Raw genomic sequence first — 13,623 nt, forward strand, 5'->3', positions numbered from 1 at the left:
CTAGTTCAATCCCAGCCAGCCCTGCAGGGCCAGCGTCAGGAGAAGTCCTAGCGCAAGAAAAGGACCGAACGGGATCGACGTCTGGCGCTTCATCTCGTGCCCCGCGAGTTGCAGGGTGCCGGCAACAGCAAGTGCCGCGAGTGCCGCGATCAGCAGCAGGGTCGGAATCCCAAAAGCGCCGACCCAGATCGTCGCGGCGGCTAGGAACTTGACGTCGCCCAGTCCCAAGCCGTCCACATGCCGCAAGACGAAGTAGAGTCTCTGCAGTAGAAAGAACAGGGCGCCGACGAGGGCGGCGATCGCCATCGCACTGAACGCGGCTGTGATATTCTCGGTGATGACGACATGTGCAAGCCCCAATGCCGCGATCGCGAGATTCAGCCAATCGGGAATGATGCCGTGGCGCAGATCGATCAGCGCGACGGTGCAGCACAGCACGCAAAGCGCGCCGTAAGATGCAATGAAATAGAGAGCTTCGCGATCGATTGGCATGGTGGCGGGACAAGTGTGATGCGTGAACACGCTGTGTTGCAACAACTCGCGCGCGTTGAACAGTGCATTTTCAATCGAGCAATGAGTTTGCGGGATTGTGATCGTCAACAACGATCGCGAAGCAGAAAAGATGCGACAAAAAGTCTGCGCTGTCACAAATCCGCATAGGATACCGACAATAGTTCGCCCGATTACGTGCCGCGAGCCCTTCGCGGCAGACGAGTGGGTTGACTATGCACAAGATGCGAGTGGCGGCGTGCCTTGCTCTGCTGGCAGCGTCGGCAGGCGTGCGCGCCGCGAATGCGGGCGCGCTCGAGGACGGCGCCGAGCGCTATCGGCCGTATCTGATCGAGGGCGTTGCCAGTGCGCTGGCGGGCGCGCGTGCATTGCGCGAGCGCGCCGCTGCGGCGGATTTGCCCGGCGCCAAGAAGGCCTGGCTGTCGGCGCGCGCCGGCTGGGAGCGCTCGGAAGTGTTCACCGCAGGCTTCGTGCCTGAGCTCGATGCGCAGATCGACGCCTGGCCCAATGCCGATAGCGGGTTTCACGCCATCGAAGCGAAGCTGTTCGGAGCCGGTAGCACCGAGGTCGCCACCGATGCCACGGGCCTGGTCGAGCATCTGAATGATCTTCACGGCAAGCTCAAGGATATCAAGCTGACGCCGCAGGGTCTCCTGGATGGCACCGTGCGGCTCGCTTACGAAGTCGGTGAAAGCAAAGCCGATGGCGGCGAGTCGCGCATCAGCGGCACCTCGCTGGACGACATGCGCAACAATATCGCCGGCATCGACTTCGCCTACCACACGATCTTCTCTGCCGCGCTCAATACGGTCGACGGCAAGCTCGACGAGATGGTGACGAACCGGATCGAGCAGCTCGAGGCGATCGTCGCGACGCCGGACCTGCCGCATGTCAATATCGCCGATCTGCGCCAGACCAGCGAGGAGCTGGTCGTCGCGTTGCAGAGCGCCTCGGCAAAGCTCGGGCTGCAGCGCCCGACGCTGGAGGCGCAGGCGCGATGAGATCGCTTCATCTGCATCCGGCTGCGTTGCTCTGCGCGGTCATCGCCCTCGCGCTGCTCGGGCGCGTGGCGGCGTTTCCGGTCGATGGCGATAAGACCGTGCTGCCTGTTGCGACCGAGCTGAACGAGGATGCGCTCGACAAGCCGCGCGAGGTGTTTCAGTCCGAGCGGACCGGAGCCAAGTCGTATCTGGTGAATCTCGGCGATCTCGCCTTCAATTCGCCGGGGCTGCTCGGCGAGGTGGCGCGGCAGGCCGGCGTGAGCTGCGGGACCTGCCACATCAATGGTGCAAACAACGCCAAGTTCTTTATGCCGAAGATGTCGAGCCGACCCGGCACGTTCGACACCACCGGGGCGCTGTTCAATCCGAAGGCCAATAACCTTTCGTTCGATCCGGTGAGGATCCCGAGCCTGCGCGGCGCCCGCTATCTTGGGCCCTACGGCGCCGATGGCCGGTTCGCCTCGCTGCGCGACTTCGTCCACAACGTCATCACCAGCGAGTTCGCCGGACCCGAGCCGTCACCGGCCACGCTCGATGCGATCGTGGCCTATCTTCACGACATCGATTTCCTGCCCAATCCGAGCCTTGGTCCCGCCGGGCGGCTGGCCGGCAAGATCACCGACGCGGAGCGCCGCGGCGAAGCGTTGTTCGCCAAGCCGTTCCCGCACGATCCGGCGCTGAGCTGCGCGGGGTGCCACGTTCCGTCGTCCGGTTTTGTCGATCACCAGCAGCATGACGTCGGTTCGGGCGGACTGTTCAAGACGCCGACCCTGCGCAATGCCGACTTCAACGCGCCGTACTTCCACGATGGCCGCTTCGACAATTTCAACCAGGTCGTTGATTATTTTGACCGGACCTTTCAGCTTGATCTCTCGGCGCAGGACAAGGGTGACCTCGTCGCCTATCTCACGGCCGTCGGCGACGGCGTGCAGCCCTATGAACGCGACGGTGCCGGTGCAACGCTGAAGGAGATCAACGATTTCTCGACAGTGCTCGCGACCGCGATTCCTGCCGGCGACAAGGACATCGTCGCGCTTGCAGTCGATACAATCGGCCGCGAGCTGCGCGAGTTGACCGAGCGATATCCCGATCGCAAGAACACCAGCGTGTCGGGCGGCGAGCAGCAGCGCGTGCTTGCCCGCAACGGGCTGAAGGAGCTCGTGCTCACGCTGCGGCGAATCGAGATGGCCGTTGCCGCGGGGCGTAACGCCGATGCTGCAACCGAGTTCAGGAATTATCGCAATCTGATGGCTGCTGCGGTGCCTGCATTACTGGCGAGCGCCGAGCCGTGGTCGTTGTTCAATCAGGATGTGCATGATCAGCATTACGCTGCGCTGCGCGAGGTGATGCGCTCCCGGCACATCTCGCATTGATTGAACTGAATCATAGAGCAGTTGCGATCCGCGTCGTTGCGTGGAGCGCTGCATCTGCCTTCGATCTTCAGTTGAAGAATAGAATCGTGGAGATGCAGCTGAAGCAACAGATGTCTCCACAGAAAATATTTGAACGTTTCGAAATTTCTCGCGCGCTTTCACGTAAGCGAAAACCATGCGTCATACTGTCGCACTAAGCAGTGTGTGTTGCTAACCGCAAACACCCTGAGGTCGACAATGAGTTTGAACTACAAAAAGCACTGGCGAACCAGCACCGCGCTCTGCATCGCGTCAACGGTGCTCGTCGCAACAGCCGCATATGCCGCTCACTATCCGGGCGGACACAGTGATTGGGACAAGCGTCCGCATCACAATCACCAGGCGCATCAGGAATCTGATCGCGTCAAGCATGATCACGATCATGACGACAAGGATCACGGCGGCAAGGGCAAGACCGCTTCGCCGATCAAGCACGTCATCATCCTGATCGGTGAGAACCGCGGCCTCGATCACACGTTCGGTATCTACAAGCCGAAGGGCAAGGGCCAGACCATCTCCAACCTGTTGTCGAAGGGCATCGTCAACGAGGATGGAACGCCGGGACCGAACTTCGCGCAAGCGCAGCAGTACTCGGTTGCGGGCCAGCCGTCCTTCTACATCGGCGCGCCGGCGATTGCGAAGTCGCCCTACAACGCGACCAATTTGATGCCGCAGCCGAACACCAACGGTACGCCGACCGCGCAGAGCGACACTGGTGCCCCGTTCAAGACGATCACTGAGGCCAGCGTCGAGAAGGACATGGACCCGGCCGATCTCGACATCCTGACCACCGGCTTCAGCGGCCTGCCGACCGGCGTGCTGGATACCCGCATTCCCGGGGCCGGCGGTCTGAATGGACCGTTCCAGCTGCAGGGCGAGCAGATCAGCGACGACGATTACACCGGCGACTCGACCCATCGCTTCTATCAGGATTGGCAGCAGGAAGATTGTAGCGCCGCCAACGCCACCAAGAAGAACAATTCGGGCTGCCTGAACGATCTGTTCCCGTTCGTGATGGCGACCTATTCGGCATCCAACAAGAGCATGGCCAACTCGATGGGCTTCTACAATGCCCAGCAGGGTCAGGCTCCGATCCTGAAGATGCTCGCCGATCGCTTCACGCTGAGCGACAACTTCCACCAGTCGTTCCACGGTGGCACCGGCGCGAACCACTTCATGCTCGGCACCGGCGATGCGGCCTTCTGGAGCGACGGCAAGGGCAATCCGGTGACGCCGCCGGCCACCCTGATCGCCAACCCGAATCCGGTTGCGGGCTCGGTCAACCGCTATAGTGTCGACGGCAATTGGAGCAACTGCTCCGACGTGTTCCAGCCCGGCGTGAAGCCGATCGTCACCTACCTCAACAATCTGCCGTACGCGGCGGAGCCGAACTGCAAGCCGAACCACTACTACATGCTCAACAACGTCAATCCGGGCTATCTGCCGAACGGCGCGCTGTCGGGCGGCAACAACGTCCCGCCGTCGTCGGTTCGCACGATCGGTGACGCTCTGATCGAGAAGAACATCACCTGGGCGTTCTATGGTGGTGCGTTCAACGACGCCGTGGCGCTTTCCAACGCTGCGGTTGCCGCCAACCCCTCGAACCCCAACCTCGGCGCCGCTGCAGTCGCCGATCCGGCGCACGCGCTCGGTGTTGCCTACTGCCAGATCTGCAACCCGTTCCAGTATGCGACCTCGATCATGGCCAACGCGGCCGTGCGTCAGGCTCACATGAAGGACACGGCGGATCTGATCACGGCGATCCAGCACAACACGCTGCCCGCGGTGTCGTTCGGCAAGCCGGACGGTCTGCTCGACGGTCATCCGCAGAGCTCGAAGGTTGATCTGTTCGAGGCCTATGTCCTGAACGTGCTCAACGCGCTGGACAACAATCCGGAGCTGAAGGCCGATACCGCGGTCTTCATCACCTGGGACGAAGCCGGCGGCTACTGGGACTCCGGTTATACGCAGTCGATCGACTTCTTCGGCGACGGACCGCGTATTCCGACCCTGATCCTCTCGCCCTATTCGACGGGCGGCAAGGTCAACCACAACTACGCCGACCACGTTTCGCTGCTGAAGTTCATTGAGCGCAACTGGGCTCTCGAGCCGCTCACGCACCGCAGCCGCGACAACCTGCCGAACCCGACCTACTCGAGGAACAACGAGTACGTCCCGACCAACAGCCCGGCACTGTCTGACCTGTTCGACGCGTTCGACTTCAGCAAGCCGGTCGCGTTGTCCTACACCGAGTGATCGAGCTCTCGTCCAGGACGAGGTCTTGATTTGAACTGAGATCGGCGCCGATCGAACCATTGGTTCGGTCGGCGCTGTCATGTTCTGCCTGCCCGCCCGCTGACCGACCGGGGATTATGCGATGAAGCGCGACGAGACGACGTGCAAGAAGACATGCAAGAAGATGTGGAAGGACAGCAGGCGCGCTACCGCCTGCCTGTTCGCAATGGCCATCCTGGCCAACGCACCGATGCCGGCCGCGGCGCAGCAGTTTTCCGCCGACCTCGTCGCGCGGAAGGACAATACGGTAACGGCGATGGGAACGTTGCGGGTCTCGGAGCGAAAGGCGAGGATCGATCCAACCGCGCTGCCCGATGGCTTCTTTCTGCTCGATACCGCAAAGCCCGCTGCCTATTTCGTCCGCCCGGCCGCGCACGTCTTCATGAAGGCCATGCAATCGAGCCCGCTCACCCAGCTGTTCGTCCCGGTCGACCCAAGCGATCCCTGCCGGCAATGGCTGGCAATGGCGCAGCTCTCCGCGCCGGTCGATGTCGCGACATGGCAATGCCGGCGCGATGGAGAAGAGGCAATCGCGGAGCGCAACACCGATGTCTATCGCGTAGCGGCGCCGTCCGGTTTGAGCTTTACCGGCTGGGTCGACCGCGCGCGCGGGTTTCCGGTGCAGATCAAGACCGCGGACGGGACGGTGATCGTCGCTGATCACATCCGCGACGAACCGCAGCCGGCGCAAACCTTCGAAATTCCCGCAGGTCTGCGCAAGTTCGACCCGCAAGCGCTGATCCGCCGGATCCAGCAGAGCGATGTATGGGTCGCGCCGCCGGCTTCGCAGTGAGTGCGGGCACTACTGCGGCTGCCGGCTCGTCACCGGCAGTATCCGGCCGAGCGCCGTGTAGTGCGACTGATGCACGTTGCTGTTGAAGAGGGACCAGGGCTCGGCCTTCTTCAGGGCGACCGGAACGTCGAAATTCACCAGCTGGGCAAATTTCCGGTATTCCGCCATCGCTTCGTCGATCCGGCCGGCCCCGACTTCGAGGTCGATACGGCGCAAGGTCAGAACGAGGTCCTTCAGGATTGCGCGCGCCGCGAGCCGTTCGTCCTTGCCGCCGACCGAGGTGTTCCTGATGTCGGGAATGTGCTCGGTCAATTCGCGCAGTTCGGCGCCGACCCCGGTGACGGCCAGCGACACCACCGCGGTGTCGGCGGCTGGGATCGCGACCTCGAGCACGCTCGAAAGCTCCAGCACTTCCTTCATCCGGAGCACGACGCCGTCCTTGTCGAAGGGGCGTTCGCCGTCCCCGACCGCATTCAGATAGGCCGCGAGGTCCTGCGTGTCCTGGGTCGACAATTCGAGGTCGAACACGCGATCGAAATGACCGACGACCTGTTCGTAGCTGTCATAGCGGCCGTCGTGGAAATACGGCGCGTTGAAATTGGCGTTGAGCAACGTGGGAGTCTTGACCAGTCCGCCGGACCCGACGTCGTGGCGCAGCTGATCGTTGAAGGTTCCGGCCGGAAGATGACAGCCGGCACAGCTCAGCTCGGCCTGCTTCGGGAATGGCTTGAAGAACAGCGCCTCGCCGCGCCGTTCCTCAACACTGGCCTGCGCGGCAAGCCGGCCGCCGGGCGCAATCTTCGGATTGGGGAGGAAATCGATATCGTTGATATAGGCGACGAGGCCGTCGAGAACCGCATCGCTCGGCCGCGGGCCGGAAAACTCATTGACGATGACATTATATACGAAGTCGCGCAGCGAGGTCATGCGCCCGTCATGTCCGTAGGGCGCGAGGAAGCGGGCGCCCCGCAGGCTCGGAATCCTGACCGGATCGAGGATGCTGTTGAACGTCTTGGCGTTGAAGACGAGGCTGGTGGTGTCGAAGGTGCCGGGGCGGGAGGATACGCCCGGAACGAACAATTTCGGGTTCGATGCGCCGTTGACGTGACAGGTGCCGCAGCTCATCTCGGCCTGGCGGGCCTTGCCGCCGAGGATGGAAGGCGAATTGAACGCGAGATCGCCGAGATTGACCAGATAGGACTTTCGCCCGCCCATCGCTTCGGAATGAAAGATTTCGCGCGGCCGCGCCAGCGCTTCCTCCGAAAACTCAGTGCCGGCCGGCAGCACGGTCTGGTCGCCGCCGAGCGGGAATGCCATCGCCCGCAACGGGAGGAGCGCAACGACGAGCGCCAGCAACGTGACCCGTGCCGTTCTGATGCCACGATCGGCCGGTGCCACACGACATTTTCCGGAGCCGGACGTCAGAATATCCCAAGCCATTGCGAGAAAACGCCCCTGTCACAATGCATTTGCGCTGCCGTAGGTCGGAAGATGTCAGAGAGGTGACAGTTTCCTGTCGGCAGGATCAATGACCATCTGTTTGGATAGACGATCGTTGATTGCGGTTTGATGACGATCGATGAACGGGACGCAAGCCGATCTGCATTTGACAGAGCGACGAATTCATCGGCCCGTGCATCTTTTCACGTGTTTGTGCGCGCGTCGAAAAACGGTCATCCCGGCGAAATGTGTTTTGCATAGCGTGTAACTCCATTTCTATTTCTTTCTGAAATCAGGAGAGCACTATGCGGCTTTGGGGAGCCATTCCGGCGCTCGCAGTTGTTGCTGGCGCCGTTGCCATCTCACCGATGGCAAAGGCCGAGAATTTGGTCGAAAAGATCATTGATGAGTTCAAGCACGAGGTCAGGGACGAGCTGCGTGACCTGCGCGACCGCGGCCATGAAGGTGTGCATCAGTACAAGCACATCGTCGTCATCTACCAGGAGAACCACAGCTTCGATAACCTCTATGGGCACTGGGGCGATGTCGGCCGTGACCGGATCAATGGCACCTCCGACGCCGATCAGGCCCATACGCTGCAGGTCCGGCAGGACAACCAGACCGTCTATGGCTGCCTGTTGCAGAATGACGTCAACCTGACCTCACCGTCGCCGCAGCCGACGACCTGCACCGATAACACGGGCTCGGTCGCGATCCTCAGCGCGTTCAAGAACAAGCCGTTCGAGATCAACGACTTCATCCCGACCTCGGCGACCACCTGTCCGAAGCCGCTCGGCGCCTTCGCGGCGCACGGCTTCCTCAACGGCACCGGCTCGCCCGGCGGCTGCACCGAGGATATCGTGCATCGCTTCTACAGCGAGCAGTACCAGCTCAACGGCGGCCGGCAGAACCGCTACATGACCGGCAGCGACGCCGCGGGTCTGGTGATGGGTTATTACGATACCAAGAAGCTGCCCATCTACACCTATCTGCACGGCCACGGTGCGCCGAATTACGTGATCGCCGACAGCTTCTTCCAGGGCGCCTTCGGCGGTTCGTTCCTCAACCACCAGTTCCTGGTCGCGGCTGCGGCGCCGCAATTCGTCGGTGCCTTGAACGACGGCAGCGCCAATGACTTCCACGCGATCGTCGACGCCAACGGCATGCCGACCAGCACGCCGCTCTACACGCCGGTCTCGACCGTGAAGGATGCGCAGCTGACGGCGAAATGCAACCAGCCCGGCCTGCCGGCTGGCCTCGCCTGCGGCGACTACGCGGTCAACACCACGCAGCCGACCTACCAGCCCTATTCGCCGGGCACCCCGGACATCAAGCGCTTGCCGCCGCTGCACACGCCGAATATCGGCGATCGGCTGTCGGGCAAGCATGTCGACTGGGCCTGGTATTCGGGCGGCTGGTCGAACGCCAATGGCGATGTCGGCGCGTCCGGCTGGACCAACGGCAACGGCACGACCTGCACCGATCCGAACCATCTCGCCACGGCGGTGTTCCCGAACTGCCCCGATGTGGACTTCCAATTCCACCATCAGGCGCTCAACTACTTCGCCAGCTACGCGCCGGGAACGCAGGCCCGCAGGGATCACCTGAAGGACGAGGCTGAGTTCATCCAGGCGGCCAAGAACGGCCGGCTGAAGCAGGTCAGCTTCATCAAGCCGATCGGCGAGGAGAACGAGCATCCGGGCTACACCAGCGAATCCGAAGGCAGCCAGCATCTCGTCGATCTCGTCAAGGCGATCGTCGAAGGGCCGGACGGCAGGGACACGCTGATCGTCATTACCTATGACGAGTTCGGTGGACAGTGGGACCACGTTCCGCCCCCGCCGCACAGCCGCCGTGGTGCCGAGGCCCGTGCTGCGGACCAGTGGGGCCCGGGCACCCGCATTCCGGCGCTGCTGATCGCCAAGCGCTTCAACAAATCGGGCGTCGCGCATGAGGACTTCGACACCACGTCGATCCTCCGCCTGCTCGAGAAGCGCTTCGATCTCGATCCGCTGGTGACGCGTCCGGTGCGCAGCCTCTCGGCGGCGCTGAAGGCCGGCGAAGGCTGGCACTGATACGAGAAATCATCCTGGCCCGCGTCAAGATCCGACGCGGGCCAGATGCTGGCCCTGAGCGCGGGGGATAGCTAGACGATCAGATCGTGAGGCGTATGGGTCACGACGGCGTCCATGTTGATTGAGGAATAAACTGGCTGGTGCTCCGCGATCGCCGGGCCAGTTGGTGGCGTTCCATCTGCAGCCCCTTGTGCCAGGCGAAAGCCGGCGAAATCCTGGCTGTGACCGAACCACGCGGCGGCTTGATCGAATTGTAGAGGGGCCGAAGCTCCCTGCTGTTCAAGGCTCGGAAGCTGCTCCGCGAAATGAAAGGACTGCTCGGTTCCGGACGTTCCGTCCCCTACGAAGGGCACCATGGCCTGCGACCATGCTGCGTCTTCGTGGCCGCTCGTTGATGCAGCGCTGACGGGCGCTGGAGCGCTGGTGCTGCCGCCGACCGGTGGTGCAGCAGCACTGTCCGGGCTGGGCGCGAATGTGAAGGCGTCCATTCCCGCCGTATGGCACTGAATATCGACCTGAAGATTGGTCGTAGCCGAGTCGCCATCTCCGTCGACCGCAGTTACATCGAACAGGAGATCCGCGTTGATACTCGTCTTTTCAATATAGTTGATGTTGTTGACCGCGAAGGTGGGGTGCCCGGCCTCCGGCCGATCGTAGTCGACCTGGACTTGATTGAATGCCTTGTCAACGTACAGCGTGTACGTCGTCGTCGCGGCATCAAAAGTGTAGGTGTCGATCAACGAAGCGTCCGATGTCTCGTGGACCACGAAGCTGGCACTGCCGCAAAGCGGTTTGGGAACATCGATGCAGAAGTCGTGAACGTCGGCGCTGCCGTCAAGAACCTTGAGGATCACGCCGGCGGTGCCATAACCCTGCCATTGCGTGAGATCGAAGCTGACCTGCGACTGCTTCCCGGAGAACGCGAGATTCAACTGCTCAGTGGGATCCATCTGCAGTCCGCTGTCACCGACCGCGATACCGCACTCCGACGCTTTGACGTCGAGCGGATGGCCGGTGCAGTCGGACCCGGTAATCACCAATTGTCCGTCCGGAGCGGTCAATGACGGCGTGCCGCAGGCCGGGGCGTCGAAATCGGATCCGCTAACGGTGACGTTCTTCGACAGTCCGGCGTGCTCAAGATCAAAGCAATAGGTTCCATCCGGATCGATCAGCAACTTGAAGTACGGATCGGTCAGCGTGCCACCGCAATCGCCGAGATACGCATCGAGTTCGACACCGCCGCCCACCTCATGGGTCGTATAGTAGAAGCTGTAGTCATCGCCATGTCCGGTGACGTGCACCGAGGTGATGCCGTCACCCAGGGATGACGTGGCCAGATCGTATCCCGTGCAGCCGACTGCGCCATCGTGGACGGCAACGCGCATCGCGGCGTCGCCATCCGCGCCGAAATCGACATGGTAAGTGCCGTTTGCGGTCTGATTGTCCTGAGCGGCGACGAAGGTCTCCGGGAAGCCGCAAATGGTCGGGTGATCGTCCGTGATCGTCAATTGCTTGCCGAGGTCGATGCTCGCGCTCTGGCTATCGCCATCCTTGTCCGTGATGGTGGCAACCAGGTTCACGATGCCGGCGGTCAGCGACGCGGCTTCGTCGGCGCTGGTGCAAGGCGGATGCGTCACCGCGCGATACTCGGTGAAAGTCACGCTTCCCGTGGCCGGATCGAGCGCGATGGTGAATGCCAGTTCCCCGCTTGCCGTGCCGACATGGCCTTCAATGGTGTTGCCGTGCTGGACCAGCACGTCGGCGCAGCCCGTGTGCGAGTCGATCAGGCCCGACGCTGTGCCGTTACCGCCGTTGATCGCCAGCGCATAGTGGGTCGTCGCGCCATCGGCGCCTTGAACCGCAGTGAATGCCGTCGAGAAATCGGCCGAAATCGTCGTCAGCGCCGCGCACGGCGCCGAGCCCGCGATGTGGTCGTCCAGCGCCGTCGCCGTCAGATGCGTTTCGCTCAGCGTCAGTGACGGGGCGGTTGCGTTCGCCTTGATGCTCGGGCCATCGTCGGTGATCGTCAGCTGCTTGCCGAGATCGATGCTTACATCCTGGTACTGGCCGTCGCCGTTCGTCACTGTCGCGATCAGGTTTACAATGCCTGTCCCCAGCGCGATCGCTTCGCCGCTGTCCGGGCTGGTGCCAAGCGGTTGTTCCACCGCTCGGTGTTCGACGAAGGTTACGCGTCCGGTGCCCGGATCGACCGTGATGGTGAACGCGAGCGTGCCGCTTGCTGTGCCGACATGGCCTTCGATGGTGTTACCGTTCAGAACCAGCACGTCGGAGAGGCCGGTGTGCGAGTCGATCAGCCCCGACGCTGCACCGTTGCCGCCGGTGATCGTCAGCCCGTAGCTGACCGCCAGACCCGCTTCGGTAACGAATGCCGCCGAGAACTCGCCAGAGGTCGTCGTCAACGCGGCGTTCGGTGCCGAGCCGGCGATGTTGTCGTCCAGCGCCGTCGCCGTGAGATGGGTCTCGCTCAGCGTCAGCGACGGCGCCGGTCTGGCCTCGATCAGCGGGCCGTGGATGGTGATCGTCACCACCTGCGGGGTTCCGCCAATCGTGGTCACCGTGAAGCTGTCGGTCAGCGTGTCGCCGACGTGGAGGGCTTGCACGGAGCTGTCGGCGTTGTTGAGCGTATAGGTCCACACGCCGCCCGTCGTTAGCGTGAATGTGCCATGGCCGCCCGCGCTTGTCGTCGGCACGTTCACCGCGGTGAAGGTGTTGGCGGGGTCGTCGACATCGGTGTCGGTGAGCGTGCCGCTCGCGATGAGCAGGCCGGGCGAGGCTCCGCTGACGCCGACTGCCCCCACAACCGCGCCAGCCTTGGCGCCGGAGATGATGGAGGCGTCGTCGACACCAACGATGGTAATGTTGAAGCTCTCACTCGTCGAGAGCGTGCCGTCCCCCACGGTGATGACGAAGTTTTGGATCGCGTTGACCTTCAACGCGTTGATCGCGTCATTGTTCGGAACGAAGGTATAGTTTCCGGAGATGCTGTTGACGTAAAGCGTGCCGAACTGACCAACGCTCGATACGTTGTATGTCGACTGACCCACTACCACGCTGCCCACAGTTCCACCGCTGATACCGAAGGTCAGCGCGCCGCTTTGGCTGCTCGCGGAAAAGGTCCCACTCGTGGTTTTGAAGTCATCGAATGCCGACGTATCGACTTCCGTCGGTCCTGCGCCAAGGTTCAGGCTCGGCGGCACGGGCGGCGCCGGCGGCGGCTTGAAGAACTCGATATGCGCCAAGGTCACGACCGGCAGCGGCCCGAGCGGATCTTGCGTCGGCGACGGCGAGGCAGGCTGAATAAAATTGATGGGTTGCAGCAGCGGCGACCCTTCGGGAGCCGGCATGCCGGACCCTTTTGATCCCGTTCCCTTCTGGAAATTGGCAAGCGCCTCCTGCTGGGCGTCGCGCAATTCCTCCATGTGGGTCGGGCTATTCGTGACCTGGTTCACCCCGACCGACGACCCTTTGGGGCTCAAGATGATCGTCACTCCGGGATCGTCGACGACGATGTGTCTGGGGATCGCCTCCTTGGTCACCAGCTCGAACACACCGTGGTGGAGGTCCTTGTAGTTGATCTTGTCGTCGTCGAGGATCGTGACGTTCGGCTCCGCAGCCCGCGCGTCCTCCAGGAGTGAGAGTGTCAGCGCCGCGAACGACAGCATGCCAAGGCCGCTGGCCCGAATGGTGCCAACAGGCGTGTCCGCCGCCAGGACGGTTGAACCTGCCAGCCGGCTGCTGATCATGCGCAAGATGCTTCTGGCCTTGGCGAACCTCCCCGGGCGGAGGGTGCGACCTCGGTCTTCCAAGTCGCCCAATTCCAGTCGAGTGTCAGCCGGCAGGTCGAGCACCGTGCCATCGACCATGCGGATTGCGACCCGGCCGCCGGCTGCGATCTCGATGACGTCACCCTGGCAAACGGGATCGCCGGGCACGATTTGAATGGCAACGCCGCGTGCACGCGTGATCGTGCCGCAGCCGGCGGCCGTTTGAACAACGCCAACCATTCGGGGCAACTGGCCGAACATGGCCAGACACGCGTCCCCGAACGCTACGCCGGACGCGACTAACATTGGCTT

The 13,623-nt window shown here is 62.6% G+C and carries 8 protein-coding genes; 5 read left to right on the forward strand and 3 right to left on the reverse strand.

Annotation, left to right across the window (positions count from 1 at the left end):
- On the reverse strand, positions 1–600 hold the full coding sequence (locus tag ACE103_RS04200) for a prepilin peptidase (RefSeq protein ID WP_375778440.1): 600 nt from the start codon (positions 598–600) through the stop codon (positions 1–3).
- A gap of 125 nt (positions 601–725) precedes the next feature.
- Between ACE103_RS04200 and ACE103_RS04205 the strand changes: the two genes are divergently transcribed.
- The 4 genes from ACE103_RS04205 to ACE103_RS04220 all read left to right on the forward strand — a co-directional run bounded on the left by ACE103_RS04205 (position 726) and on the right by ACE103_RS04220 (position 6,011).
- Positions 726–1,511: an EfeM/EfeO family lipoprotein gene (locus ACE103_RS04205; protein ID WP_375778441.1), complete on the forward strand. Its 786-nt coding sequence runs from the start codon at positions 726–728 to the stop codon at positions 1,509–1,511.
- Positions 1,508–2,884 (forward strand): cytochrome c peroxidase, encoded by a 1,377-nt coding sequence (locus ACE103_RS04210; protein ID WP_375778442.1) that lies wholly within the window; start codon positions 1,508–1,510, stop codon positions 2,882–2,884. The genes ACE103_RS04205 and ACE103_RS04210 overlap by 4 nt, the downstream gene beginning before the upstream one ends.
- Positions 2,885–3,121: 237 nt before the next feature.
- The gene (locus ACE103_RS04215; RefSeq protein ID WP_375778443.1) at positions 3,122–5,179 is read left to right on the forward strand and encodes an alkaline phosphatase family protein; all 2,058 of its coding nucleotides are present in this window, start codon (positions 3,122–3,124) and stop codon (positions 5,177–5,179) included.
- Between the two features lie 121 nt (positions 5,180–5,300).
- Positions 5,301–6,011: a hypothetical protein gene (locus ACE103_RS04220; protein WP_375778444.1), complete on the forward strand. Its 711-nt coding sequence runs from the start codon at positions 5,301–5,303 to the stop codon at positions 6,009–6,011.
- Positions 6,012–6,020: 9 nt separating this feature from the next.
- Here ACE103_RS04220 and ACE103_RS04225 read toward each other — a convergent pair whose 3' ends face one another.
- Complete coding sequence (locus ACE103_RS04225) at positions 6,021–7,409, reverse strand: cytochrome c peroxidase (protein ID WP_375778445.1); 1,389 nt, start codon at positions 7,407–7,409, stop codon at positions 6,021–6,023.
- A gap of 347 nt (positions 7,410–7,756) precedes the next feature.
- On the opposite strand from ACE103_RS04225, the gene ACE103_RS04230 reads away from it, so the two are divergent.
- On the forward strand, positions 7,757–9,526 hold the full coding sequence (locus ACE103_RS04230) for an alkaline phosphatase family protein (protein WP_375778446.1): 1,770 nt from the start codon (positions 7,757–7,759) through the stop codon (positions 9,524–9,526).
- A 71-nt stretch (positions 9,527–9,597) separates the two neighbouring features.
- On the opposite strand, the gene ACE103_RS04235 is transcribed toward ACE103_RS04230, so the two are convergent.
- Positions 9,598–13,572, reverse strand: a complete 3,975-nt coding sequence (locus ACE103_RS04235; RefSeq protein WP_375778447.1) for a DUF5801 repeats-in-toxin domain-containing protein — start codon at positions 13,570–13,572, stop codon at positions 9,598–9,600.
- Positions 13,573–13,623 lie beyond the last annotated feature (51 nt).

This window comes from Bradyrhizobium sp. ma5 (assembly GCF_042258955.1).
In the GTDB taxonomy this organism is placed as follows: Bacteria; Pseudomonadota; Alphaproteobacteria; order Rhizobiales; family Xanthobacteraceae; genus Bradyrhizobium.